General features: G+C 67.8%; 14 protein-coding genes. 12 read left to right on the top strand and 2 right to left on the bottom strand.

What is annotated here, in order from left to right:
- The first annotated feature begins 1,043 nt into the window (after window positions 1-1,043).
- From ACCQ05_RS10850 to ACCQ05_RS10890, 9 genes are all read left to right on the top strand, one after another.
- Window positions 1,044-2,612 (top strand): ShlB/FhaC/HecB family hemolysin secretion/activation protein, encoded by a 1,569-nt coding sequence (locus tag ACCQ05_RS10850; RefSeq protein ID WP_372393822.1) that lies wholly within the window; start codon window positions 1,044-1,046, stop codon window positions 2,610-2,612.
- Between the two features lie 35 nt (window positions 2,613-2,647).
- The gene (locus tag ACCQ05_RS10855) at window positions 2,648-4,426 is read left to right on the top strand and encodes a DUF2341 domain-containing protein (RefSeq protein WP_372393824.1); all 1,779 of its coding nucleotides are present in this window, start codon (window positions 2,648-2,650) and stop codon (window positions 4,424-4,426) included.
- A 4-nt stretch (window positions 4,427-4,430) separates the two neighbouring features.
- Window positions 4,431-4,835 (top strand): ExbD/TolR family protein, encoded by a 405-nt coding sequence (locus tag ACCQ05_RS10860; protein WP_372393826.1) that lies wholly within the window; start codon window positions 4,431-4,433, stop codon window positions 4,833-4,835.
- A 9-nt stretch (window positions 4,836-4,844) separates the two neighbouring features.
- Window positions 4,845-5,537, top strand: a complete 693-nt coding sequence (locus ACCQ05_RS10865) for a TonB family protein (protein ID WP_372393828.1) — start codon at window positions 4,845-4,847, stop codon at window positions 5,535-5,537.
- 25 nt (window positions 5,538-5,562) lie between these two features.
- On the top strand, window positions 5,563-7,257 hold the full coding sequence (locus ACCQ05_RS10870; RefSeq protein WP_372393830.1) for a putative porin: 1,695 nt from the start codon (window positions 5,563-5,565) through the stop codon (window positions 7,255-7,257).
- Window positions 7,258-7,259: 2 nt separating this feature from the next.
- Complete coding sequence (locus ACCQ05_RS10875) at window positions 7,260-7,910, top strand: hypothetical protein (protein WP_372393832.1); 651 nt, start codon at window positions 7,260-7,262, stop codon at window positions 7,908-7,910.
- Window positions 7,907-8,260 carry a hypothetical protein gene (locus tag ACCQ05_RS10880; protein ID WP_372393834.1) on the top strand — a complete coding sequence of 118 codons (354 nt, stop codon included), beginning with the start codon at window positions 7,907-7,909 and terminating at the stop codon, window positions 8,258-8,260. Before ACCQ05_RS10875 ends, ACCQ05_RS10880 begins: the two co-directional genes overlap by 4 nt.
- Window positions 8,261-8,284: 24 nt before the next feature.
- On the top strand, window positions 8,285-20,368 hold the full coding sequence (locus ACCQ05_RS10885) for a filamentous hemagglutinin family protein (RefSeq protein WP_372393836.1): 12,084 nt from the start codon (window positions 8,285-8,287) through the stop codon (window positions 20,366-20,368).
- A gap of 266 nt (window positions 20,369-20,634) precedes the next feature.
- Window positions 20,635-21,951 carry a PstS family phosphate ABC transporter substrate-binding protein gene (locus tag ACCQ05_RS10890; protein ID WP_228964797.1) on the top strand — a complete coding sequence of 439 codons (1,317 nt, stop codon included), beginning with the start codon at window positions 20,635-20,637 and terminating at the stop codon, window positions 21,949-21,951.
- A gap of 172 nt (window positions 21,952-22,123) precedes the next feature.
- Here ACCQ05_RS10890 and ACCQ05_RS10895 read toward each other — a convergent pair whose 3' ends face one another.
- Together ACCQ05_RS10895 and ACCQ05_RS10900 are read right to left on the bottom strand one after the other, a co-directional pair.
- Window positions 22,124-23,263, bottom strand: coding sequence for an MFS transporter (locus ACCQ05_RS10895; RefSeq protein WP_372393838.1), 1,140 nt, complete (start codon window positions 23,261-23,263; stop codon window positions 22,124-22,126).
- A gap of 51 nt (window positions 23,264-23,314) precedes the next feature.
- Window positions 23,315-23,998 (bottom strand): DUF1349 domain-containing protein, encoded by a 684-nt coding sequence (locus ACCQ05_RS10900; RefSeq protein WP_372393840.1) that lies wholly within the window; start codon window positions 23,996-23,998, stop codon window positions 23,315-23,317.
- A gap of 141 nt (window positions 23,999-24,139) precedes the next feature.
- Between ACCQ05_RS10900 and ACCQ05_RS10905 the strand changes: the two genes are divergently transcribed.
- The 3 genes from ACCQ05_RS10905 (at window position 24,140) to ACCQ05_RS10915 (ending at window position 25,720) form a co-directional block, all read left to right on the top strand.
- A complete protein-coding gene (locus tag ACCQ05_RS10905) occupies window positions 24,140-24,682 on the top strand; it encodes a TetR/AcrR family transcriptional regulator (RefSeq protein ID WP_372393842.1) in 543 nt (180 codons plus the stop codon).
- Window positions 24,683-24,867: 185 nt separating this feature from the next.
- Window positions 24,868-25,293, top strand: coding sequence for a YqaA family protein (locus ACCQ05_RS10910; protein WP_372393844.1), 426 nt, complete (start codon window positions 24,868-24,870; stop codon window positions 25,291-25,293).
- 151 nt (window positions 25,294-25,444) lie between these two features.
- Entirely contained in the window at window positions 25,445-25,720 is a 276-nt protein-coding gene (locus ACCQ05_RS10915) for a hypothetical protein (RefSeq protein WP_228964802.1), read from the top strand.
- Window positions 25,721-25,906 lie beyond the last annotated feature (186 nt).

Below are 25,906 nucleotides of genomic sequence, written 5' to 3' on the forward strand. Positions count from 1 at the left end.
CACGAGCCCGTTTCGTAAGTTGCGGTGTCGTGCGGCCCACCGGCGGCCCATACGGCCCAGATTTCCCCGGTTGGCGGTGCAGGCTGCCCGGCTTCGGAAAAGATCGACAAGGCGTCGTAATGGGCCTCCAGCACCTTGGCGAGCGGCAGGCTTTCGGCACCCAGCGTGCTCAGCGCCTGCCAACGCAGTAGCGTCTGTCCCGCTCCAGGATGCGGAAGCTGCGGCGCCGCATGCACATATGCACGCACACGCCGCGCGAGTGCTGGATTTGCCGGTGTTGAAGGCATGCCCGGTAGATGCTCACGGGCGTAGGCTGTTTGAGACATGCGCCAATCTAGGCGCGGCTTCGTCAATCCGAAGTGAGCCCGATGCGCACATTTCAAACACACCAAAGCGACACGGGATTAACCGGCGTCTGCAAAGCGATCGCTGCAGAAGATGCCGACGCCAGTTCGCTGGCCGTACTCCCCGCTTCGGCATAGGCCATTCGGAAGCGATGTTCGATGCACACCGGATGGGTGAAAATCGAATGGGGTCGCTATCGAATGGATCGCGCCTCGGGATCGGTACGTCCTCCGGCGCTGGCACCTGTATTCCAATTGCGCCTTGGAGCTGCTCTTATCCGTTGTCGCCATCGAAAGGATGGGCTTGCCGCTGGTCTTGACCGGAAGCAGGTGTGGTGGAGTGCCGACGAGCGCTTCTTCTGCAGAGCCAAGCCCATGCTGCGCTGGATTTCCTACGTCGGTATCGACGCGGCTTTCAGATCAGCCTGCTTGGTTCGACGTCGCCACCATGTTCGCCAGAACGCTGCTGGAAAGACGTCGCGCTGGATGCCCTCCCCCAAACTAAAAAATCCGCACGGCCATGGTTGGATTCGCATTTACATACCGATTAAGTGAGCGTGCTCGCGCTCGCTTCGTACATTGCAGTGTCGTGACCGCTTTAGGGGCGTCGTCACAAAAGCATTTCAAAACCGTCATTTGTCGCGTTTAAGGTCGCGCCAGCGGCGAAGTCTCCGTCGCACGTCGGGGGCGACTTTCCATATGGATTTGCGAAGTATCGCGGTGTTCGGCTTGCTGGCATCTGGCGCGCCTTGCGCCTTTGCCGATCAGCCGGAAGCATCGGTGGTGCGTTTTGACATCATGGCTTACCAGGTGCTGGGCAACACCCAGTTGCAGGCCGGCAAGATCGAGCGCGCGGTGTATCCCTTTCTTGGTCCGCAGCGCAGTGCTGCCGATGTGGAGGGCGCGCGCGCCGCCTTGCAGAGCTTGTATGAAACCGCAGGCCTGGCGACGGTGGCTGTCAGCATTCCCGAGCAGGATGCGGCCAGTGGCCTGATCACCCTGCAGGTCAGCGAACAGCGCATCGGGCAGGTGCGCGTGGTGGGTGCGGACTACTACTCGCCCGACGACGTGATTGCCGGCGCGCCGTCATTGGCCGAAGGCAGCGTGCCCAACTTCAAGGATGTGCAGCGCGACATCGTGGCGCTGAACCAGTTGCCCGACCGGCGTGTCACCCCGCAGGTCCAGGCCGGCACGCGCCCGAACACGGTGGATGTGGACCTCAACGTCGACGATGCGCTGCCACTGCACGGCTCGCTGGAACTCAATAATCGCAAGAGCGCCAATACCTCGGAGTTGCGCCTGAGTGCGGCGGTGCATTACGACAACCTGTGGCAGCGCGGCCACAGCTTCAATTTCTCGGCGCAGACCGCACCCCAGAATCCTGACGACGCCCGGGTGTACTCGGCGTCCTATCTGGCCCGCTTCGCCCAGTCGCCGTTTTCGGTTTTGGGCTATAGCGTGCGTAGCGACAGCGAAGTGGCGGCGATCAACAACTACAACGTGATCGGCAATGGCTCGCTGTCGGGTTTGCGCCTGATCCGCGCGCTCGGCAACCGCGAGGGGTTCTTCCACTCGCTGAGCATTGGCGTCGACTACAAGAACTTCAAGGAAGACACGCTGTTCGGCAGCGATCGCAGTTCGGCACCGATCAAGTATGCCCCGCTCAGTGCGGCCTACAACGCCAGCTGGGTGCGGCCGCGCAGCACCAGTACCCTGACCTTCACCGCCACGGCGAATCTGCGCGGGGTTGGCGATGATGCAGCGCAATTCGATGCCAAGCGCTACCAGGCCAAACCCAACTTCATGCATCTGCGCGCGGACGTAGCGCAGACGCGCACGCTGGGCCAGGACTATCAGCTGTACGCGCACGTGCAGACGCAGCTGGCGGCCGAGCCGCTGATCAGCAACGAGCAATTCAGCCTCGGCGGCCTGGACAGCGTGCGCGGCTACGACGAGAGCCAGGCGCTTGGCGACTTCGGCGCCGCCGCGCAGCTGGAGCTGCGCAGCCCTTCGTTTCAGTCGGCTGCCGCCCGGCTGGTGCAGGAAGCGCGCGTGTATGCCTTCGTCGACGGCGGCTACGCGCGTATCCGCGAGCCCCTGCCCGAACAGCGCATCAGCGAAACCCTGATCAGCACCGGGGTGGGACTGACGGTGAAGGCCTTTGCGCATCTGAACGGCACGCTGGATATCGCAGCGCCGCTCTCCAGCCCGGACGGGCACACATCCGACGACATCAACGTGCTGTTCCGTCTATGGGGCGAGTTCTAGGCGGAAGGCAATCCACTTTTCAACGGGGTTAGATCGTGAGCAGATTACGGTTGTATGTCTTCGTAGGTTTGATGTTGGCCGCGCTGCCTGCGATGGCGGCGTCGTGGTGGGATGCCAAATGGAACTTCCGTGCCAAGATCGCGCTCAACACCACCTCCACCGGTGCCGCAGTGACGCAGGCACCGGGACGGGTGCAGGTGTTGGTGCGCCTGCATTCGGGCAACTTCAATTTTGCCGATGCCAAGCCCGATGGCAGCGATGTGCGCTTCATCGCCGGTGACGACCGCACGCCGCTGAAGTACCACTTCGAAAAATACGATGGGCTGGTCGACCAGGTCGCACTGGCATGGGTGGACCTGCCGGCGCTGCCGGCCAATGCCGCAACGCCGCTGTTCGTGTACTTCGGCAATCCGGAGGCCGGCACCGGCCAGGATGCCAAGAACAGCTACGACGCCGACACGTTGGCGGTGTACCACTTTGCCGATGCGCAGGCCGCAGGCCAGGACGCCACCGGCTACGCCAACAACCTGTCCGCGCCCCTGGTGTTGGCCGATACCGCGCTGATCGGCGCCGGGCTGCGGCTGGATGGCGCCGCGCCGGTTGGCGCACCCGCCTCCACCTCGCTCAGCCTGCCCGCCGATGGGGCGTTCACGCTGTCGGGATGGATCAAGCCGGCAACCGCCAATGCCTCCGGCGTGCTGTTCGCCCTGCCCGGTGCGCTCGGCGTGCTGCTCGACAATGGCAGTGTGGTAGTCGAGTCAGCCAATGGCCTGCGCGTGGCCAGCAGCGCGCCGCTTGGCGGCGATGCCTGGGCGCACGTTGCCGTACGCGCCGACGGCAAGCAGCTGACGCTCTACGTCAACGGCATGGCGGCGGGCGAGACCGCCGGCAGCGTGCCGGCGGCCACTGCCGGCCTGATGCTGGGCGGCGAGCCAGGTGCGACGCGGCCGAACTTCATCGGCCTGCTGGACGAAGTGGAACTGAGCAAGGTCGCGCGCCCGGCCGGTGCGATTGAAGCGGCCGCACGCAGCCAGGGCGTGGATGCGCGGTTGCTGACCTTCGAGCCGGTGGAGCAGCGCGCCGGCGAAGGCGGCCATGGGTATTTCAGCATCCTGCTCAATGCGCTGACGCCCGATGCCTGGGCGGTGATCGGCATCCTGGCGGTCATGGCGCTGATCAGCTGGTGGGTGATGATCAGCAAGGGCCTGTACCTCAACGCCACCGCGTCGGCGAATGCGCGTTTTCTCGGCGCATTTCGCCAGCAGGTGGCGCAGCAGCCGCTGCATGCGCCGAGCTGGCAGGAGTTGCATGCCGGCGGGCCGTTGAATGGTGCCCGGTCCAATCTGGCGCGGCTGTTGCACATCGGGCTGGAAGAGCTGCGCGGGCGCCTGGCTGCCAGCGGCAACGCAGTGGTGCGCACGCAATCGATCGCGGCGATCCGGTCGGCGCTGGATGCGGCGGTGGTGCGTGAGGGGCAGCGCATCCACAAGGGCATGGTGCTGCTGACTATCGCCATTTCCGGCGGCCCGTTCCTGGGCCTGCTGGGCACGGTGGTCGGGGTGATGATCACCTTTGCGGCGGTGGCGGCGGCCGGCGACGTCAACATCAACGCGATCGCGCCGGGCATTGCCGCCGCCTTGCTCGCCACCGTGGCCGGTCTTGCCGTCGCCATCCCGGCCCTGTTTGGCTACAACTACCTGCTCAGCCAGGCCGACGCCGTCGCGGCGGACATGCAGGTGTTTGTCGACGAGTTGGAAAAGCGCATCGCCGAGGACTATGCCGGCGACGCTCCCACACGCGTACCCGGAGGCTGATCCGATGAAAGTGCAAGGGCGCAAACCCTACGACGACATCAACATCACGCCGATGCTGGACCTGGCGTACGTGCTGCTGGTGATCTTCATCATCATGACCACCGCTGCGGTCCAGGGCATCAAGGTGGACCTGCCCAAGGCCAGCGCAGCCAAGCCGCTGTCCGAGCCCAAGACCAAGGTGATCGCCATCGACACCAACGGGCAGGTCAGCCTGGATGCGGTGCCGGTCAGCATGGACGAGCTGGAGCAGCAGCTGCGCAATGCGGTGGCCAACGATGCCGAACTGCCGGTGATCCTGCGCGGCGATCGCAGCGTGCAGTACGAAAAGATCATGGCGGTGCTGGATCTGTGCAGCAAGCTGGGGATCGGGTCGATCGGTCTGGCGTCGCAGCGCCAGGCGGCTGACTGAGCGCACGCGATGCAATCTCTGGATCCAGGCCACCCCTTGCAGGAGACCACCGGTGTCGGCCGCTGGCGCAAGGGCGCCATCGTGCTGGCCGTGCTGGCGTTGCTTGGTTGGCTGTTGGCGGTGGCGCTGCGGCCATCGGCACCGACGATGGCGCGCAGCCAGCCGCCGCGCATCACGCACGTGACGCTGCCGCCACCACCTCCCCCGCCGCCACCGCCGCCCAAGCCGGAACCGGAGCCTCCCAAGCCGCAGCCGCGCATGCTCGACAAGCCGATGGCAGCGCCGGATCCATCACCGCCCAAGCCGTCGGAAGCACCGCCCGGCGATCCGCTGACCGCCGCGGCAGGACCGGGCGACAACCCGTTCGGCCTGCAGGCCGGCACTGGCGGCGGCACCCGCATCGGTGGCGGCGGCAGCGGTGGCAGCCCGTTCGCGGCGTATGCGGCGTCGGTGCAGCGCGCCGTGCAACTGCTGTTGCAGCGCGACGAGAAAACCCGCAAGGGCCGCTACCGCGCCACTGTGGCGGTGTGGCTCAACAGCGACGGCAGCATCGCGCGTACGCAGATCGTCGCCTCGGCCGGCAAGCCCGAGCTGGACGCCGCCATCGCCCGCGCATTGCAGAACCAGCCGTTGCCGCAGCCACCGCCGGCCGATCTACCGCAACCGATCCAGCTGCGCATCGGCGCGCTGGCACCGGGCTGACGTTCTTCCCTTTCAGGAAACCCGCATGATTGCCCTGTCCCATTCCGTCCGTTTCACCCGGCTTGCGCTGTGCCTGTTCGCACTGATGGCCGCCCCCATCCTGTGCGCTGCGCAGGGCACCAGCACGGTGGATGCATCGCGCATCAGCCCGCAGGTGACCTTGCGGCTGATCGATCTGCTGGTTGCCAAGGGCGTGATGACGCGCGAGCAGGCCGACGCGATGATCCAGGAGGCCAGCGCCACTGCCGATGCCACGCCGGCAGCAGGCAAGCTGCCGTATCAGACCCAGCCCGGCGCCATCGTGGTGCCGTATGTGCCGGAAACCGTGCGCGAGCAGATCAAGGACGAGCTGCGTACCGAAGTGACCGCCCAAGCCAAGCGCGAAGGCTGGGCCACGCCGGGGGCGCTGCCGGAATGGACGCAGCGGCTGAAGTTGTACGGCGACCTGCGCCTGCGTGGCGAAGGCATCTTCTACCCGGACGACAACTACGGATTCTTCCCCGACTTCACCGAGATCAATGCCGGCAACGGCTTCGACGTGGTCGGCACCGGCAACGCGCCATTCCTCAATACCTCGCGCAACCGCAGCCGCATGCGCATCCGCGCGCGCCTGGGCGTACAGGCGCAGATCGCCGACTGGATCACCGGCGATCTGCGCGTGGTCACCGGCGCCGACCGCGGCCCGGTATCGACCAACCAGACCCTGGGTGGCGGCGGCAATCTTGCCAAGGAGCCGATCTGGCTGGACCGCGCCGCGCTGGTGCTCACACCCACGCGTGATCTGGGCCTGTCGTTCGGCCGCTTCGCCAACCCGTTCTGGAGCAGCGAACTGGTGTTCGACGAAGACATCAATTTCGATGGTATCGCGGGCCGCTATGCGTTCGCGCCGGACTCGGCATTCGCGCCGTATCTGAGCGCGGGCGTGTTCCCGGTCTACAACACCGACCTGGATTTCGGTTCGACCAACACGCTCAAGACCCGCAGCCGCGACAAGTGGTTGTACGGCGCCGAGGTAGGCGGGCTGTGGCGGATGAGCGAGGCGGTATCGCTGCGGATGGCGATGAGCTATTTCCAGTACGACCAGTTCGAAGGCAAGCGCTCCACGCCCTGCCTGGCGCCGTCCGGCAACGACAGCTGCGACGGCGATGGCTCGCGCCCGCAGTTCCAGCAGTTCGGCAACACGCTGGTGCCGCTCCGCACCATCGTCGCCGACCCGGCCAATCCCGGCGGGCCGCAGTTGCAGTACTACGGGTATGCCAGCAAGTTCGGCGTGGCCAACCTGCATGCGCAGCTGGAACTGGCGCAGTTGGACCCGGTCAAGCTGCTGATCGAGGCGGACGTGGTCAAGAACACCCGCTACAACGCCGCGCGGGTACGCTCGCTCGGGCCGGTCAACAACCTGGGCGATGGCGGCGTGTTCGATGGCGGCGACCATGGCTACCTGTTGAACCTGCTGGTCGGCCAGCCGCGTGTCACCGAGGCCGGGCAATGGAATGCCACGCTCGGTTACCGCTACCTGGAATCGGATGCGGTGCCGGACGCGTTTGCCGACTCCGATTTCCATATGGGCGGCACCAATGCGCGCGGCGTGATACTCGGCGGTGCCTATGGGCTGGCGCGCAACACCTGGCTGTCGCTGCGCTGGCTCAGCGCCAATGAGGTCTCCGGCCCACCGTATGCGGTGGATGTGCTGCAGCTGGACCTGAGCGCGGAGTTTTGAGCATGCGCGCCTGCCGCCCCCTGCTTGCGATCGGAGTGCTGTGGTTGGCCGCGCTGCCGGCGCTGGCGCAGAACGCCAACGAGGCGCGGCTGCGCGATGCCTTGCGCCAGACCAGCGCCAGGTTGCGCCAGGCCGAGGCCGATCTGGCCCAGCAACAGCTGGCGACCGCCGCGGCGCAGCGCGAACGCGATGCAGCACGACAGGCCACGCCCGCCGCGCCGGTGCGCGATGACGGCGCACGCATCGCCGCCTTGCAGCGCGAACTGGAGCAGCAGCGCCAGGCACTGGCGGCAGAACGTGCCCGGCATGCGCAACAGGCAAGCGCGCAGCAAACCGCGTTGGCGCAACAGCAGCATCAGCAGCAACAGGCCATGGCGGCCGAACGCACGCAGCTGCATGAACGGCTGAGCCGCTGCAGTGGCGATTCCGATGCGTTGTATGCCAGCGGGCGCGAGCTGGCCGGGCTGTATCGCGACCCGGCCTTCGTGCGCTTCGTGCGGGGCCGTGGCCGCGAGTTGTTCGGCATGGCGCGAGTGACGCGCGAGAACCGCGCGCACCGCCTGGAAAGCCAGCTAGATACGCAGTACGCCCAGTTGCGCGATTGCCTGGATGGCAACGCCCTGCCCGCGCCGCAGAGCGCGGCCGCGCCATGACACCCACGCTGGCCAGGTTCGCGTTGCTGGTGGCTACGGCCAGCAGCCCGCCAGCGCCGGCGCGCACACCAGCGGCGGTGACCGATGCCGCGCCCTGCGTGGAAGTCCGCATCGGCCAGAGCAGCAGCGGGCGGCTGTCGTGTCTGAACCAGCTGCTGCGCGAGAGCGTCGAACGCAGCACCGGTGCGCCTGCCGCCATCACCACGCCGGCGAACGGCTCTGCGCTGCAGCTGGGCCAACCCACGCCGGCTGCGCTGCGCCAGCGCTACGGCCAGGCCTATGGCCACTCACTGCAGCCGCAACGCCCGCCGGCGCCGCGCTACCCCACTCCCTTTGCGCCCGTGCGCTGACCCGCACGCTCCCAGGATGCCGTCATGACCCGCAAACGCCGTTCCCGTCCCCTGCGCGTGTTCCTGCTGAGCGCCGCGATTTCGACGGCCCTGCTCGATCAGGCCTACGCACAGTCCAGCCCCTTCGTGCGCCGTGGTGCCGATCCATCTGCGCAGGCGGCACAGGCGGCGCAGCAGCAGGGCGTACAGGCCGCGGCTGCGGGCCAGCTGGCGCAAAAATCGCTGCAGGCCTTCCAGCGCGCCGCGCAGGCACGCCAGGCACTGGATGCGACCCAGGCCGCCGCACGTGCGGCGGCCGCGGTGGCGCAGGCCTCCGCGGTACCGGACGGCCTGGTCCGCGGCGGCTTGCAGCTACCGGACAACCTGCAGGTCGACCCGGGCAGTGTGCGCGCCGGCGATCCGCGCCTGGGCCAGCGCAACATCTGGCTGGGCGCCAGGGCGCCCACGCAACAAGTGAGCGACGGCACCACCCAGGTCACCGTCACCCAGACCCAGAAAAAGGCCATCCTCAACTGGGAAACCTTCAACATCGGCAGCCGCACCCAGCTGCGTTTCGATCAGTCGGCCGGTGGCAGCGATGCCGCGCAATGGATCGCCCTGAACCGGGTCAACGACCCCGGCGCCGCGCCCAGCAGGATCCTCGGCAGCATCCAGGCGCCAGGCCAGGTGTACCTGCTCAACCGCAACGGAGTGCTGTTCGGTGCCGGCAGCCAGGTCAATGCGCATTCGCTGCTGGTGTCGTCGCTGGATCTGTTCGACCCCAATCGCGCGCTCAGCGACCAGACCTTCCTCAATCGCGGCTTGTTCGGGGCCACCGGCCAGAGCGGCGTGGTATTGACCGGCATCGATGCGGCCAGTGCCGGCAGCATGCCCGGCGATATCCGGATCGAATCCGGTGCGCGCCTGGCCAGCGGCAGCCAGGGGTATACCCTGATCGCCGCGCCCAACGTCAGCAACGCCGGCAGTGTCGGCGCGCAGGACGGCCAGGCGTTGCTGGCTGCGGTGCTGGGCCTGCGGCAATCGCAGGAGCTGCAGCAGTTGCTCGGCAGCAGCGGCACGATCGCACCGCTGGGCTTTGGCGCATTCGGCACGCCCAGCGGTTCGGACCTGTCCGGCGTCGGCACACTGGACAACAGCGGTAGCGTGGTGGCCACCCGCGGCAATGCGAGCCTGGTCGGCTACAACGTGCAACAGCGCGGGCTGGTGCAGGCCAGCACCAGCATCAGCCGCCCCGGTAGCGTGATGCTGCTGGCGCTCGGCCAGGACAACCAGATCGGCGAGAACACGCTTGCCGGCTACAAGGGCGGCGCCCTGACCCTGGCGCCCGGATCGGTCACCACCATCCTGCCCGAGCACGATGGCGAAACCACCACCTCCAGCGCAGCCTCCGATCTTGCCTTCGTCGGTCCGAAGATGGTGTTGGCCGGCGCGCAGATGCAGCTGCAATCGCAATCGTTGACCTTCGCTCCCGGCGGCACGCTGGACATGCTCAGCCTGGCCGCCGAGACCGGCCAGGCCAATCTGCGCGGCCGCAGCGCGCTCAACAACCGCTTGATGCTCGACAGCGGCGCGCAGGTCAACGTGTCCGGCATCGCCAACGTGCAGCAGCGCATGCAGGACAACCTGGTGCGTATTCCCCGCGTTGGCCTGAACGAGCTGGCCGATGCGCCGCTGCAGCGCAATGGCGTGCTGTTCCGCCAATCGCTGCAGTTCGACCGCCGCGCCAGCGGCGTGCGCGACGATGGCCAGGCCTGGGTGGGCAGCCCCCTGCTCAATGCGCAGGGCTATGTGGACCAGGTGCCGCGCGCGATCGACGAGCTGCTGCAGGACGGCGGCAGCATCAACATCGCCGCACGCGATCTGGTGATCGCACCCGGTGCGCAGCTGGATCTGGACGGCGGCTACGTGCGCACGCAGGGTGGCATGGTGGAGACCGCGCGCCTGCTCGGCGCCGATGGACGCCTGCACGATCTGGCCAGCGCCGATCCCAACCTGCAGTATCTGGGCATCGCCGGTAGCCAGTCGGTGCAACACAGCCGCTGGGGCGTGACCGAGCAGTTCGCCAATCCGCTGCTGGGCAGCCGGCGCTACTTCGAAAGCGAGTATCTGCAAGGCGGCGATGGCGGCGCGCTGAATATCGCCCTGGGGCGCGAATTGAACAGCTCCGGCGTGGCAGTGCTGGCCGGCAGCGTCTCGGCGCAGGCAATTCCCGGGCGCTACCAACGCGCCAGCGGCCAGATGCCGCAGGGCGGCACGCTGAGCATCAACAGCGATGCCACCCTGTACAACTCGACGCTTGGGCAGACCAACGGCACGCCACGCGATCCGCGCAGCTGGCAGATCGTGAGTACCGCCATCGAGATGCCGCAGGGGCTGCAGATCGACACGCCCAGCACCGCGCTGCCCGGTAGCGCAGGCACCGCGCAGCAACGCGACAACCCGCTGTTCTGGTCGCAGTTGTCCACCCGCATGCTCGACGGCAGCGGCCTGCACAACGTGAGTATCGGCAATGCACCGGTGATTGCGGTGGATGCGGACGCGCAGTTGCAGGTCACCGATGGTGGCCGCATCGCCCTGCAGGGGCAGCGCGTGGAGATCGACGGTGGCCTGAGCGCACGCGCCGGCACGATCGCGGTGCAGAGCAGCGGCGGCGTGGTCAGGCCGCAGGACTGGCGGCCAGGGGCCGTGGAGGCCCCGGAACGCGGCGACCTGTTGCTCGGCAGCGCCGCACGCCTGGACGTGAGCGGGCGCTGGGTCAACGACGATCGGCGGCTGACGCTGGACCCGGTGGGGCGCGCCTTCGTCGATGGCGGCAGCATCACCCTCGATGCCTTGCAACAGGCGCTGGGCGATGCCGACAACCCCACTGGCCGTGACGTCAGCGCCTCGCTGCTGATCTCTCCCGGTGCGGTGCTGGATGCCTCCGGTGGCGGCTATGTCGCGCCCGATGGCACGCTCACCCTGCGCGATGGCCGCCCGCTTGGCCACGGTGGTGACATCGCCCTGCACACCTACCAGCGCCCGCCCGGCGACAATGCCGCATCGCCGACCTACACCGCCGACCTGCCGGTGGCCGACAACGCCGGCCGGCTGCAGTTCGACCCGGCCAGCCTGCACGCAGACAGTTTCGCCGGCGGTGGCACGCTGAGTTTGCGTGCCTATGGCGTGCAGATCGGCGGACAGACACCGGGCGATGCACGCGTGCTGCACCTGGATGGCGACTTTTTCGCCAACGGCAGTTTCGGCGCCTACGCGCTGGCGGCCGAACACGACGCCACGATCGTCGCGGGCACCCAGGTTCGGGTGAGCCAACGCAGCCTGATCCCCGACCTGCAGGCACTGCCTGGCGCACCGAGCGATCGTGCGGTGACTTCCGGTGCGGCGCAGCCCGGCGGAAACGGCTACGCACGCCTGGGCCAGCTGGACCCGTTCTACCGCCCCGCTGCCGATTTTTCGCTGTGCGGCGGCGACTTCATCGGCCGGGTGGCGGGCAACCCCAGCCTGGACAGCGCCACCGGGCAGACCGTGCTGGACACCGGTGCGCGCCTGCTGCTGGATGCGGGCGCCAACGTGCGCCTGGGCGGACGCGGCCAGGTCACGGTGCTGGGCGAGATCCAGGCGCATGGGGGCACCATCGCCATCTCTGGCGATACCTCGTCCACCTCCGGCCTGTCGCCGTCGCCCGATACCAATGCCAACCAGCCGTACGCGCTGCCGGGCAAGTCGGTGTGGCTGGGCGAGCGCAGCCGCCTGGATGTCTCCGGCATTGCCCTGCTCGACCCACAGGCCGCGTGGCGGCCCAGCGCTGCCGGGTTGGTGCAGCCGCGCAGCGGACGCGTGCTCGACGGCGGCAGGATCACCCTCAGCAACGACAGCGGCGCGGTGGTGGTGGCCGCAGGCGCGCAGCTGGACCTGCGCGGCAGTGCCGCGGAGCTGGACCTGCCCAGCGGCAGCCCGGTGATCGGTGCCGGTGACCCGTTGCAGGCGCAAACGGTGGGCAGTGCCGGCGGTGCGCTGCAGCTGGCGGCAGCCACCGGCCTGTTCTTCGACGGCAGCATCCGTGCTGCCGGTGGCACCGCCTTGGATCGCGGCGGCAGCCTGTCGCTGCAGCCGCTGCAACTGCAGTCCGGCAATGGCCTGCTGCTGCCGGGGCCGAGCGGCGTGATCTTCACCCAGCACGACAGCCGGCTGCCGCAGGGCGCGCAGCCCGGCGTGCCGCTCACCGAGCCGAACGCGGCCCCGGGGCCGTTGTATTTCGCCGCCGACCGCCTGAGCGGCAGCGGCATCGATACGTTGGCGGTGGGCGACCAGACCCCGGATGAAACCCAACCGCTGGTGCCGATCGGTTTCGCGGGCGATGTCGCGCTGTCGGTGTCGCGTGCCTTGCTGTTCAACGCGCCGTCGTATGCGTTGTTGCGTGGCGACGCACAGGATTTTTCCGCACTCGCCGACAGCAGCCGGGTCGCGCTGAGCGCGACCTATGTCGGCCTCAACGGCTATCGCCCGCAGCGCGCCGGCGACATCCGGCTGACCGAGCCGCGTGCCGGCGGCGATACCACCTTGCAGGTGCAGGCGCAGCAGATCGACGTGGGTGGGCAGGTGGCGCTCGAAGGGGTCGGCACGGCAGTGCTGTCCAGCACCGGAGCGCTGCGCTTCCACACCCCCGTGGCCTATGCCTACGCACAGACCGCCAACGGCGCTGCGATTCCGCGTGCCGGCGAACTGCTGACCGCGGGCGATCTCACCCTGCGTGCCGCGCAGATCTATCCCGGCAGTGGCGAGACCTTCCTGGTCCGCGCGCTTGGCGCTGCCACTGCCGATGGCGGCCGCGCCGACACCCGGATCCAACTGCAGGCCCAGGGCGAGGTGCCCGCAGTGCCCCTGTCGGCAGGCGGCACGCTGGCGCTGGACGCCACCAGCATCGTGCAGCAGGGCCGCCTGCGCGCGCCCGGTGGCCGCCTGCTGCTGGGCATGGCCGACCGCAGCGATGGCGCTGCCGATCCGGTGTTCGGCGATCGGGCCACCACGCCCACACGCGAGGTGCGGCTGGCGGACGGCAGCCTGACCTCGGTCTCGCTGGAAGGCGCGGTGATGCCCTACGGCACCACCGTGGATGGCAATCAGTGGCGTTACGACGGGACTCCGCAAGGCACCTCGCCAGCCCTGACCGCCCCCCCGCAGAAACAGATCCGCGTGCAGGGCGAGGCGGTGGCGCTGGATGCCGGCGCACGCGTGGATCTCTCCGGCGGCGGCGATCTGCTGGCCAGCGAATGGGTTCCGGGAACCGGTGGCAGCCGCGACCTGCTGTCTTCCAGCAACACCAGTTATGCCAGCGGCACGGCCACACAGCTGCCGTTGTATCCGGACGGGCGCAGCGTGTATGCCATCGTGCCCGGAGTGCAATCGCTGCTGGCTGCCAGCGACGCCAGCTTCGAACGCACTGGCGGCGCCCCTGCACTGGGCAGTGCCGTGCAGCTGGACGGCGTTCCCGGGCTGGCCGCCGGCACCTACACCTTGCTGCCGGCCCGCTACGCCACCTTGCCGGGCGCGTTGCGGGTGGTGGTACGCCCCGACAGCGTCGATGCGACATCTGCGCTCAACCTGGTCGCACCCGATGGCAGCGCCGTGGTGGCGGGTCATTTCGTCGACACCCTCAGCGGCACGCGCAGCGCTCGCAGCCAGCTGTTCGAGGTGCAATCGGCTGCCACCTGGGGGCAATACTCCGAATACACCAGCACCAGCGCCACCGCGTTCTTCGGCAGCCGGCCGGGCGTCACGCAACTGCCGCGCGATGGCGGCCAGCTGATCCTGGCCGCCGGCGACCGGCTCGGCCTCGGCGCAACGCTGTCCACCGCGGCGGCCGGCGGCGGCAATGCGGCGCAGGTGGATATCGCCGCCCGTGCCTTGCAGGTGCTCGGTGCCGGTCAGGCCGCGGCCAGCGGCTATGTCGGTATCGAAGCCGGCGCGCTCAATGCGCTCAATGCCGGCAGCCTGCTGCTGGGCGGCGTACGCGAACAGACCGCAGACGGCACGCGCGTGCATGTCAGCGCGCAGACCGTGCGTGTGAGCAACACGGCCGACAGCGCATTGCGTGCGCCCGAACTGCTGTTGACGGCCGCCGGCAGCGACCAGGATGGCGGGGTGCGGATCGATGCCGGCAGCGTCCTGCAGGCGCAAGGCGGCAGCGGCACCCGTGCCGGCGCGCCGCTGCTGTTCGGCAGTGCGGGTGGAGAAAGCGGCGACGGCGCATTGCTGCGGCTGTCCAGCGTGGGCGCAGCGAGCGTGCAACGTGCCAACGTGCCGGATGCAGCGCAGTCGCAGGCGATGCTGCAGATCGGCGATGGCGCGCGGCTGGACGGCGGCGCGGCACTGACCCTGGATTCCACCGGCGCCAGCGCCATTGCCGCCGGTGCGGTGCTGCGCGGCGAACGGATCGACGCCAGCGCCGGCGAAGTACGGCTGGATGCCCAGGCCGCCAACGGCGATGCCAACGGGCTGGTGCTCGGTCTGGCCAGCCTTGCGCAGTTCGCGCAGGCCAGGGACATCAGCTTGCACAGTTATGGCGACATGCGCTTTGCCGGTGGCCTGGACCTGCGCGTGGACAACGCACTGACGCTCAGCGCCGCGCGCTTCGTCGGCGATGGCCGCGATGTGGGCTTGCGTGCGGACCGTCTGACCTTGTCCAACCTGGGCGTAGCGGCTGCTGGCGTTGGCGCAGGCGCAGGCGCGGGCGACGCGCTCGCCGGCAGCGGCCTGTTGCACCTGCAAGGCCGCGAGGTCGCCTTTGCCGGCGGCGAGAAACGTTTGGCCGGTTTCGGTGCGGTGGCGGTGGATGCCACGCAACAGGTGCTGGTGCGCGACCGCGGCCAGTTCGATTTCGGCGCCGTGGATGTGGACCTGCGCACGCCACTGCTGCAGGCCGATGCCGGTGCCGACCAGGCGCTGATTACACAAGGCGCCCTGCGTCTGCAACGCACCGCAGGCAGCATCGCGGGTACGGGCGCGCTGGGTGGCCGGATCACCCTGCAAGGCGGCAGCATCGACAGCACGGCGCTGATCCGCGCCAACTCCGGCGCCATCCAGCTGCGTGGCACCAAAGCCGACGTGCGCCTGCACGACGGCGCCAGCCTGGATGCGGCCGGCATCGCGAACGCGTTCTTCGATCGGGTGCAGGCAACGCCGGGCGGCAGCATCACGCTCGATGCCGCGCAAGGCGATGTCATCGCCGACGCCTCCACGCGACTGGATGTGCGCGCCAGCGGCGCCGCCAACGCAGGGACGCTCGCGCTTTCGGCCAAACAAGGCAGCATCACCCTGGCAGGTGCCATCGACGCAGGCGCCGCACAAGGCCAGGGTGGCCGTTTCACGCTGGATTCCGGCACTGCGGTAGCGCTGGATCCGCTGTCCGTGCAGCTGGCGGCTGGCGGATTCACCGGCAGCGTGGATGTGCACGCGCGCAGCGGCAACCTGGTGCTGTCGGCCGACCGCACGCTGCGCGCCGCACGTGTCAGCCTCACCGCCGACGGCGGCGCAGCAGCGGCCAGCCGCGATGCGCAGAACGGCAGCGTGCGCATCGACGGGCGCATCGATGCATCCGGCAGCCAGGGCGGCAGCATCGCGCTGTGGGGGCGGCATGGCGTGGAAATCAACGGCCAGCTGCTGGCGCGTGGCAGCGCTGCCGACAAGCGTGGCGGCAGCATCCAGCTCGGCAGCAGCGGCATGGCCGATGGCACGCTCAATCCCGACTTCGGCTATCAGAACGTGCAGGCCGCAGCGGCCGGCGCCATCGCCATCGGCGCCGCCGCCGTCCTGGACGTTTCCGGTGGCAGCGCGGGCGGCCTGTCCGGCGGCGACGTGCAATTGCGCACGCCGCTATTGAACGATGGCGAGGTCAACGTGACCGTCGCCGATGGCGCCAGCATTCGCGGCGCACGCGAGGTCGGCCTGGAGGCGTACGCGGTGTGGAGCACCACCGATGCCAGCAGCGATCCGGCCAAGCATTTCGATGGCATCGTCGATCCGGCCGGCTGGTACGACGCACAGGGCAACCTGCTGGCAGGCAGCTGGTCGGACCTGGCCGGCAACCCGGTGACGACCGCGCCAACCACGCCGGCGCAAATTGCCGACTACCTGAGCCGCTACGTGTTCACCCCCGATAGCGCGAACCTCGCGCATCGGCAGTTCTATGGCTATGCCGACGATGCGACGGGTACGCCCGGCACCTTGATGGGCTTCGTGCAGCGCCCGGGCTTCCGCTTCGAGCAACGCCTGGCCACGGTGCCCAATCTGCGTGCGCGCCCCGGTATCGAACTGCGCAATCCCGATCCGGGCATCAACGGCGGCGAAATCCGCGTGCTGAGCAACTGGAACCTGGGTGCCGGCGCCAACCGCAACCAGCTGGACTTCCGCTACGACGGCACCGCGCCGGTGGTGAGCCTGCGCGCCGATTCCGGCGTGATCATCAAGGCCAGCCTCAGCGATGGGTTCTACCAGCTGAGCAACCCGTTCGGCGGCGGCGGACCGCAGGCCACCTACCCCACCGCGCAAGCCGGTTACCAGGCCGTGCTGGCCTTCGGCCAGGACCAGCTGTTCGCTTCGCTGGACGGGCTGGTGCCTGCGCCACCGAGCAGCCTGGGCGGCGACCAGGAACAGGCCGCGCAATACTACGGTCAGTACCTGCAACTGCTCGACATGCTGCAGAAGCCGCAAGCGGAGTTGTCCAGTTCCCTGCCTCCCTACGACACCTTGCTGGGCGGCTTCATCGGCAATTACTCGCCGGATCTTGCGTGGCCGGTGCAGGACTATCCCGGCCAGCCAAGCGCGCCCGGCGCACCGACCTCGCCGGCGGACTACCCGCAATACCTGCGCAACTACGAACGCTACGTGCTCGATCTGTCGGCGTTCTACACCGCGCTGGGCGAGTATCCGCTGCCCACCTTCACCCCTCCCTCGCTACCGGTGCTGGGTGCGCTGTTGCCGGCAGCCACGCAGAACACGCCATCGCTGCAGGTCAACGCGAACAACCCCTTGCCCAGCGCCACCACCAGCCTGATCGGCGGCGACAGCAGCAGCTACCGCATCGTGGCCGGCGCCGAGTTTGCCGGCATTCGCCCCGATGGCCTGCGTGCCGGCAGCACGGCGGATGTGGTGCTGGACGGCCACCAACGCTATCAGCAGGCAGGCAGCAAGGACCTGCTGTTGCCGAATGTGGTGCGCACCGGCACCGGCAGCATCCTCATCGCCGCGGCGCGCGATCTGCAACTGGCCGATGCGGATGCACCGGCCAGCATCTACAGCGCGGGCCGCCCGGCCGCCGGCAGCGAGGTCGGCACCAATGTCACCTTCGTGCGCAGCGGCGATACCCAATCCGGCGGCAGCGTGAGCCGCGCTGCCGACCAGATCGTCAGTGCACAGGCCAATGCCGAAGCGGCCGGGGATATCCAGTTGCAGGCCGGGCGCGACATCCTCGGCAATCGTCAGATCTACGATCGCGATGGCAGCCGTACCGGCCTGGTCGACAACTATGTCGGCCAGTATTGGTGGCCGTGGTTGCAGGTCGGCAACCCGGTGGGCGCCGATGGCGCCACGCCACGCGCGGGGCTGATCAACTACGGAGGTTTTGCGCAAGGCGTGCTCAGCAGCGGCGGCGACGTCGCGGTGCAGGCCGGGCGCGATATCCGCGAACTGTCGGTGTCGCTGCCCACCAGCTATGTGCTCACGGCCGATGGCCGCCAGACCTATGCCGGTGGCGATCTCGACGTGGCTGCCGGGCGCGATGTCCTGGGCGGCGACTACTTCGTCGCCCGTGGCCAAGGCAGTTTGAGCGCCGGCGGCAACCTGGGCAGTGCGTTCTCGCTGTCTGCGCAGGGTTTCGATATTGGCGGCACGCAGCGACAGGTGAGCAGTGCCATCGATCCCATCCTCGCCTTGCAGGAGGGCCAGTGGTCGGTGCATGCCGGAGGCGACGCCGCGCTCGGTGCCATCGTCAATCCGTCGTACCTCAACGCGTCCGGAACCATCGGGCCGTTGCTGGGCGACAGCACACGCGCTACCACCGACTATGGCCAGGCCTCGTCGGTGACCATCGATGCGCTGCAGGGCGATGTGCGGCTCGGCACGCTCAAGCTGCCGGGCCTGCTGTTCTTCCACGGCCAGCGCGACCGCGGGCGCGATACCGACAGCGTGTTCCTCACCGACGGCGTGTTCGACAGCGTGTTGCCCGCACAGCTGTCCGCAACCGCCCATGCCGGTGCGATCCAGCTCGAAAACAGCGGCCGCCTGTTCCCCTCGGCACAGGGCCAGCTGGAACTGCTGGCGCAAGGCGATATCCGCCTGTTCGACAACACCTTCACCAACGACAAGCGCAAGTTCGACCTGGCGATGCTCGACGAAGCCGGCGCCTATGCCGGTGAGGACATCGCGGCGGCGGCAACCGACAAGCTCAACCTGCATCGCGACGATACGCAACCGGTGCGCCTGTACAGCCGCGACGGCGACCTGGTGGGTGGCTATGCGCTGGATGGCTTCATGGTCAACCCGCTGACGCTGAAACTGCCCAAGCAGGCCGACATCCGTGCCGGCGGCGATATCGTCAACCTCGACCTGCGCGCGCAGAACTATCGCCTGACCGATGTGACCCGCGTGCAGGCCGGGCGCGATCTCTACTACACGCCCGTGCAGGGCGGCCCCGACCAGGGCGAGGTCGTGCGCTGGGGCTGGCTGGAACTGGCCGGCCCGGGCACCTTCGAGGTGCAAGCCGGACGCAACCTGGGCCCGCTGACGTCGGCCAACGAAGCCCTCAGCGCCCGCCTGCTCAACGATCGCAATGCCGGCGGCATCCGCACCACCGGCAACCGCAGCAATACCGGATTGCCCGGCGACGGCGCCGATCTGGTGGTGCGCTACGGCGTTGCCAATGGCGAAGACGCCGATGCACTGGCGGCGCAGTACCTGGATCCGGCCAGCGCGCAGAGCACGGCAACCTATCAGCAGTGGTTGCTCGCGTTCACCCGCCTGCACGCCACCGACGCGCCGGCAGCAGGCACGCCGGCGATCGCAGCGGCCGAGCGTGCACTCGCTACGCCGCCGGCATCGTTGTCCACGCCGGCCGAGGCCTGGCAGGCGTTCTCGCAACTGCCGGCCTCCACGCGCAGATTGCTGACCGAGCGGGTGTTCCTTGATGTGCTCAAGCAGGTCGGCGAAGGCTATGCCACGCCGTCCAGTACCGACTTCCAGAAATATGCGCGTGGCTACGCGGCCATCGACCTGCTGTTCCCCTCGCGCCTGGGCTATACGCGCAACAATCTGGACGGCGGCGCCAACGGTGCCAGCGTGCGCAACCTGACCGGCACGCTGGACATCCGCGGCTCCACCCTGCAGACCGAACGCGGCGGCGACATCCGTGTGCTCGGGCCCGGCGGCGGCTTGCAGATCGGCAGCGTGCTGGCGCCGCCGACCGTGGTCGATGGCCAGGGCAACGTGCTGATCGGACCTGCCCAGCAGGGCATTCTGGCCGTGGGACGCGGCGATGTCGGCATCTTCACCGACGCCAGCGTGCTGTTGGCGCAGAGCCGCATCTTCACCCAGCGCGGCGGCGATCTGACGGTGTGGAGTTCCAACGGCGACATCAATGCCGGCAAGGGCAGCAAGACCAGCGCAGAACGCTCGCGCGCCAGGTACCTGTGCGACCAGGATCAGTTCTGCATGCTCGATGCCAGCGGCCAGGTCAGCGGCGCCGGTATCGCCACCCTGCAGCTGACCGCCGACGATCCGCGTGGCAACGCGGTATTGGTCGCACCGCGCGGCACCGTGGATGCCGGCGATGCCGGTATCCGCGTCGCCGGCAATCTGGTGGTGGCGTCGCAGTTCGTCGCCAACGCCGACAATATCCAGGTACAAGGCGACACGGTGGGGGTGGGCACCACGCGCAGCGTCAACACCAGCGCACTCAGCAGCGCATCCAATGGCGCAGCAGCCGTGGCCGATGCAGCAAACGACGTGGCCAAGCGGCCGCCCACCGTCAACGACACGCCCTCGGTGATTACCGTGCAGGTGGTCGGGTTTGGCGAATGCGCCGACAACGATCCGCGCTGCCGACCGGGACCATAAACATGGTCTCGGTCGTGCCCGTCACGCAACTGCGATATCCGCACTCGAGGCTGCAGTCAATCTGACAGATTGGAAAAAAACCAATACCTGGTCGTGGATAAAACATCGCCAAATGTCGCATTTACCTGGCGTCACAAAACAATCCGCGATTTGTCGTACCACCATAATGCAAGGCGCGCAGCCTGTGATTGCGATAGCGACTCATCGCATTCACTCGCACGGACACACCCATCCGATTCGCTGTTTTCCAATGAAGGAGAAAAGCAGTGCGCAATTTCATCACATCCCCCGTTTCGCTGACCGCCGCCCTCGCGGCCGCCCTCCTCGCGCTGGCCGCCCCGGCAATGGCCGCCGAGAATCTCTATGGTGGTGGCGCCACGTTCCCGGCCCAGCCGTATGTCGGCAATGCCTACCTGACGCCGAACCCGGACGCGCGCCTGTCCACCAATGCCGGCAATACCGCTGGCGGTTCCAGCACGGTTGCCGGCATCAGCGCCGGATCGATCTTTGCCGCCTATAGCGCCGGCGCCAACAACAACAAGGTGTCGTACTGCCAGACCGGCAGCGGCACCGGCAAGAACAGCCTGGCCGGCAGCATCGCCGCCAACCAGGCCTGTAATGACTTCAGCGTTGCCCCCGCCGGCCTGAGCGCTGCGTCGGCCACGCCGGACTTCATCGGCACCGATGCGCCGTACAGCACCACCGATTACCAGGCCTTCCTCAACGGCGGCAATGCCGCCGCCCGTGTCGGCGTGGTGCAGATCCCCACCATCGCCGGCGCCATCGCTATCGCTCAGAGCACCGCGACCACCGCGCTGGCGCTGACCTCCGCACAGGTCTGCCAGATCTATTCCGGCCAGGTCAGCGACTGGTCGCTGGTGTCCGGCAGCGGCGCCACCGGCCCGATCAAGATCGTGTACCGCACCGATGGCAGCGGCACCAGCTTTGCCTTTACCAGCTACCTGGCGCGCACCTGCAACGGCACCGCCAACGTGCCGTCCGGCTTCACCTTCACCCCGAACCAGACCTTCAATGCGGCCCTGCCGGGCGGCGTGAGCACGGTGTACGGTTCGCGCGGCATCGGCGCCAGCGGCAACAACGGCGTGGTCACTGCCGTACGTGCCAGCGCCAATACCAACGCAGTGGGCTATGCCGACATCGGCGAAGTGCTGCTGCAGTCGGCCAAGTACGCCAAGGTCAACGGCTTCGATCCGGCGCTGTTCGGCCAGAACGCCACGCCGGTGTCGCTGGCGGCCACGGCACTGCTGAGCGGTCGTGTGCTGGACGGCGCCACCGTCAACGCGGCGCCGGGTAGCGGCACCCAGGCCACCAAGAATTGCGTGCGCCTGGTCAACCCCGCCGCTGCCATCACCAACGCCTACCCGATCGCGGCGATCACCTACGTGGCCGGCTACACCAACGGCAACGGTAGCGCGGCGCACGTGCAGGCGTTGAAGGATCTGTTCGGCATCTTCTACAGCAGCACCACGCGTCCGGCGCTGCCGGCCGGCTTTGCGTATCTGGACGGCGTTGCCGCATTCCGCACCTCGGTGCAGAACACGGTGAGCACCTGCCTGCAGTAAGACGCACGCAGGTCTGCACGCGTCACAAGCGAACGGCGGGCAGCAATGCCCGCCGTTTCGTTACAGGCGCTGGCCGGCCAGGCCCATTGCAAACGGCAGACCTGCGTCAGCGGAGAAGCGGCGCTCCGGCATCCAGGCGATCCAGCCTGGCCGCGCCCGGTACGCCGTGTGATCAGCCGATGTCCTGTTTGAGCCAGGTCGTGGACGCTGCGACAGCCAGCATTGCCGCGGCCACCGCCATCAACGCGGCCGTCAGCCCCCAGCCGTGTGCGGCGAAGCCCACCAGCGCAGGGCCGGCCAGCACGCCGGCATAGCCCAGCGTGGTCATTGCGGTGATCGCCATGCCCTCCGGCATGGCGCGCTGTTGTCCTGCCATCGAGAACAGCGCAGGCGCGATATTGGCGCACCCCAGGCCGAGCAACGCATAGCCGAGCAGCGAAAGCTCCCACCACGGCGTGAGCACCGCCACCGAGAAACCCACGCAGGCGCACACACCGCCCAGCGCGATCGCGCGCGTGCGTCCCAGGCGCCGCACCAGCGCATCGCCACACAGCCGCATCGCGGTCATGGTCAGGGCGAAGATCACATAGCCCGCGCCGGCCTTGCTGGCGTCGACATTGCGAACCTGGGTCAGGAACACCGCGCTCCAGTCCAGGATCGTGCCTTCGGCAAGAAACACGACAAACGCCAGCAGGCCGATGAACAGCACGCTGCCGCGTGGCCATGCCAGCAATGGTCCTTCGTGCGCGGCTCGCTCGGTTCTCCAGTGCGGGGCCGCAATGGCAGTCATCGACACGATGGCGAGCACGCCGCTCATCGAGGCCAGCGCCGGCGTCATGCCGCTGCTGAGCAGCACCGTCATCAGCAACGCGCCGGCAAACCCGCCGATGCTGTAGAACGCGTGGAAACCGGACATCATCACCGTGCCGCTATCGCGTTCGACTGCCACTGCCTGCATGTTCATCGTGCAGTCCATCGCGCCGACGCCGGCGCCGAACACGAACAGCAGCGCCCCCAACGCCACTGCAGACTGCATTGCGCTCAAAAATAGCAGTGCCGCGCACATCGTCACCACGGTGACCAGCATCACGCGCCTGCAGCCCATGCGCGATGCCCATAGGCCGGCAAGCGGCATCGCCAGCAGCGACCCCGCACCCAGGCAGAGCAACACCAGACCCAGGCTGGCCTCGTCCAGCGCCGACTGCTGTTTGGCGAAGGGAACCAGCGGTGCCCAGATCGATACCGCGAATCCGGGAATGAAAAAAGCCGCGCGTGTCGCGAGCTGCTGCGCACGTGGCGAGGATGACTGCATCCCTGCCATCAACGCAGGCACTGCGAGCGAGGTGAGACCAGCACCACAACGTCAGGACAGATCATGCAGATCCTTGCCCAGCACCGGGCCGAGTTTCCAGTCGGAGAACTGCACCTGCAATCCTTCGCGCTCGGGCGTACACGTCATCGGCCCCACCAGATACTGCGCGGCCACCGGGAACGGGCATAGCCTGAGCAACGGCCAATAGCTGCCGTCCCGGGATGCCTGCAGCCGCAGCACACCCTTGTCGACCGTGGCCCGCATCCAGACATCCGAAGCATCGCCTTCATACGGCCCGGTCGCCCAGTCCGAGATCCCATTGGTGAGCACACTGCTGAGCATGGCGCGCCCATCGCTGAGCTCGATGCCGGCCTTGACCCAGTGCCGCTCGTCGACACGGATCATGATGCCGGCCTGATCGTAGAGCTGCTCGAACCGGGCGCGCACGCGTACCTGGCAGGTGAAGGCCGCAGGGGCCGCAATGCCGAGGAAATGCCCGCTATCGCGGGTGAAACCGTAATGCGTCTCGCGCCAGAAGTCGGTTCCCTTGTCGGTCACGACCTCGAGCACATCGCCCTGCAGTACCCGGTGCACCTTCGGTGCGTTGAGCCAGGTGCCTTGCTGCCAGGAGCTGGTAGCCGCCGCGCCGGCACCGGTGGTCATGACCACGCCGCCGGCGGCCAGGCCACCCAGGGTCAGCCTGCGCCCGACATCGACCTGCTTGGACTCATTCATGCATCGCCTCTTCGCGTTCGCCACGCCGCAATCGCCTCTACGCGCCTGGAAGACAGCAGCCAGGGTGAATTTGTACATCCGTACCAATTGGCGCGTCAACTCTGGATTACCATCGCAGGACCGAAACAGGCGTGGATGCAGATGAGCAGCAGGACGTGGCGCCAGGATCCCCATCGCAAGGAGCACATCGAACTGGCCACGCTGCAGGTGGTGGTGGACCATGGCGTGGCCGGCACGACCTTCCGCAAGGTTGCCGAGCAGGCCGGCGTGCCGTTGAGCGCGACCACCTATTACTTCGGCTCCATGCACGAGTTGCTGATCGCCGCGTTCACCCGCTTCTCGCAGGAGGTCTCGCGCAACTTCGCCGCCGAGATCCGCGCAGCCAGGAACCGCGACCAGGCCTGCGACGCGGTGGTCAACATCATTTTTGCCGATGCCACCGCATCGCCACGGATTCTGCTGCTGAGCTACGAGCTGTACGCTTTCGCCCGCCGCCATCCGGAGATGACGGCCATCATGGAGCAATGGATGGCGCGCAGCAGGGCCGCGCTGGAACTGCATTTCTCCAAGCCCGCGGCCAGCGCGATCGACGCGTTGATCGAAGGCATGACCATCCATCGCTCGGTGGTGCGCATGACCAAGAAGAGCGTGCGCAAGGCCGTGGGGCAGCTGGCGTTGTTGTAACGGCCGGTGGCAGCGCATTCTTGCCAGAGCTGGCAATGTCGCGCCTGACTCCAATCGCCTCTGACCACCGGCAGATGCATTGCAGTTCGCTTGTTTCTGTCACGCGATGCTCGGCTGACGCGCCCTGCCCTCGCTCGCGGCAAGCCGGCAACGGCCTGACCCGCTCCACTCCGCCCAAGGCTGTCGTGACCTATCTTTCGCTGTTCGCACTGTCGTTGATCGCTGCCACCTTGCTGCCCGCACAGTCGGAAGCGGCATTGGCGGCGCTGTTGCTGGACGGCGGCTCGGTCGCCGGGCTCGTGGTCGTTGCCAGCCTGGGGAATGTGCTGGGCTCGCTGATCAACTGGTGGATCGGGCGCGAGGCGCTGCGTTTCCAGAAGCGGCACTGGTTTCCGGTCACGCCACGCGCCCTGCAGCGGGCCCAGCGCTGGTACGCGCAGTACGGCCGATGGTCGCTGCTATTGAGCTGGATGCCGATCATCGGCGACCCGCTCACCCTGGCCGCCGGTGTGATGCGCGAGCCGCTGCGCGTCTTTCTGCCGCTGGTGGCGATCGCCAAGACCGCGCGTTACCTCGTGGTCGCGGCGGCGACGCTGGCACTCATTCCCTGAGCCTGGAAACAGCGTGCAGGACCTGCGGCGCGAGCCCGCCATGCCACCCATGCGCACGGCCGCTTAACGCGGCGCGCCTATGCTGTGGGCGCGCCGCAGGCCTCTAGCGGTGCACAGGACGCTGCACACTGGACATCGCAAAGGAGATCGTATGAAGAAGCTGCACAGCATGGTGCTCGCTGGATGCCTGCTCGGCCTCAGCCCGCTGGCCTCTGCCGAGGTTGCCAACCTGACCAATAGCGCCGATGGCGCCAACCGCGAGGCCGGCATCACCGCGGTCAAGAAGAAGCTGCAGGAAGCCTGCGAGTCGCGCAAGGGCAAGGTGGACATGGCCTCGTTCGAGGTGGTATTCGAAAAGACCAGCACCAATCCGGATGTGCCAAAACCCTATTACGTGGATGGCAAGATCAAGTGCGATCTGCCCTGAGTCGCTGATAGCAATAGTGCTGCCATCTCAGTGGCCAAGGGCAGCCAAGAGAATTGCTGCACCGCCAGCGGGATGCGGTCGGTATTCGACATCGGCGTGATCCGTTGGTTTACTCCGGTCCCACGCGTGCCTTCTGCAGCCATCTGACGTCTGCTCGCTACGTGCAGTTCGCTGCTCTTGAATCGG

It is taken from the genome of Xanthomonas sp. NCPPB 3582, assembly GCF_041475735.2.
Classification (GTDB): Bacteria; Pseudomonadota; Gammaproteobacteria; order Xanthomonadales; family Xanthomonadaceae; genus Xanthomonas; species Xanthomonas codiaei.

Excerpts from the sequence above, each read along its gene's own strand:
- ACCQ05_RS10850 (WP_372393822.1), top strand. The coding sequence starts at position 1,044 with ATGGATTTGCGAAGTATCGCGGTGTTCGGCTTGCTGGCATCTGGCGCG.
- ACCQ05_RS10860 (WP_372393826.1), top strand. The coding sequence starts at position 4,431 with ATGAAAGTGCAAGGGCGCAAACCCTACGACGACATCAACATCACGCCG.
- ACCQ05_RS10865 (WP_372393828.1), top strand. The coding sequence starts at position 4,845 with ATGCAATCTCTGGATCCAGGCCACCCCTTGCAGGAGACCACCGGTGTC.
- ACCQ05_RS10870 (WP_372393830.1), top strand. The coding sequence starts at position 5,563 with ATGATTGCCCTGTCCCATTCCGTCCGTTTCACCCGGCTTGCGCTGTGC.
- ACCQ05_RS10875 (WP_372393832.1), top strand. The coding sequence starts at position 7,260 with ATGCGCGCCTGCCGCCCCCTGCTTGCGATCGGAGTGCTGTGGTTGGCC.
- ACCQ05_RS10880 (WP_372393834.1), top strand. The coding sequence starts at position 7,907 with ATGACACCCACGCTGGCCAGGTTCGCGTTGCTGGTGGCTACGGCCAGC.
- ACCQ05_RS10885 (WP_372393836.1), top strand. The coding sequence starts at position 8,285 with ATGACCCGCAAACGCCGTTCCCGTCCCCTGCGCGTGTTCCTGCTGAGC.
- ACCQ05_RS10895 (WP_372393838.1), bottom strand. The coding sequence starts at position 23,263 with ATGCAGTCATCCTCGCCACGTGCGCAGCAGCTCGCGACACGCGCGGCT.
- ACCQ05_RS10900 (WP_372393840.1), bottom strand. The coding sequence starts at position 23,998 with ATGAATGAGTCCAAGCAGGTCGATGTCGGGCGCAGGCTGACCCTGGGT.
- ACCQ05_RS10905 (WP_372393842.1), top strand. The coding sequence starts at position 24,140 with ATGAGCAGCAGGACGTGGCGCCAGGATCCCCATCGCAAGGAGCACATC.
- ACCQ05_RS10915 (WP_228964802.1), top strand. The coding sequence starts at position 25,445 with ATGAAGAAGCTGCACAGCATGGTGCTCGCTGGATGCCTGCTCGGCCTC.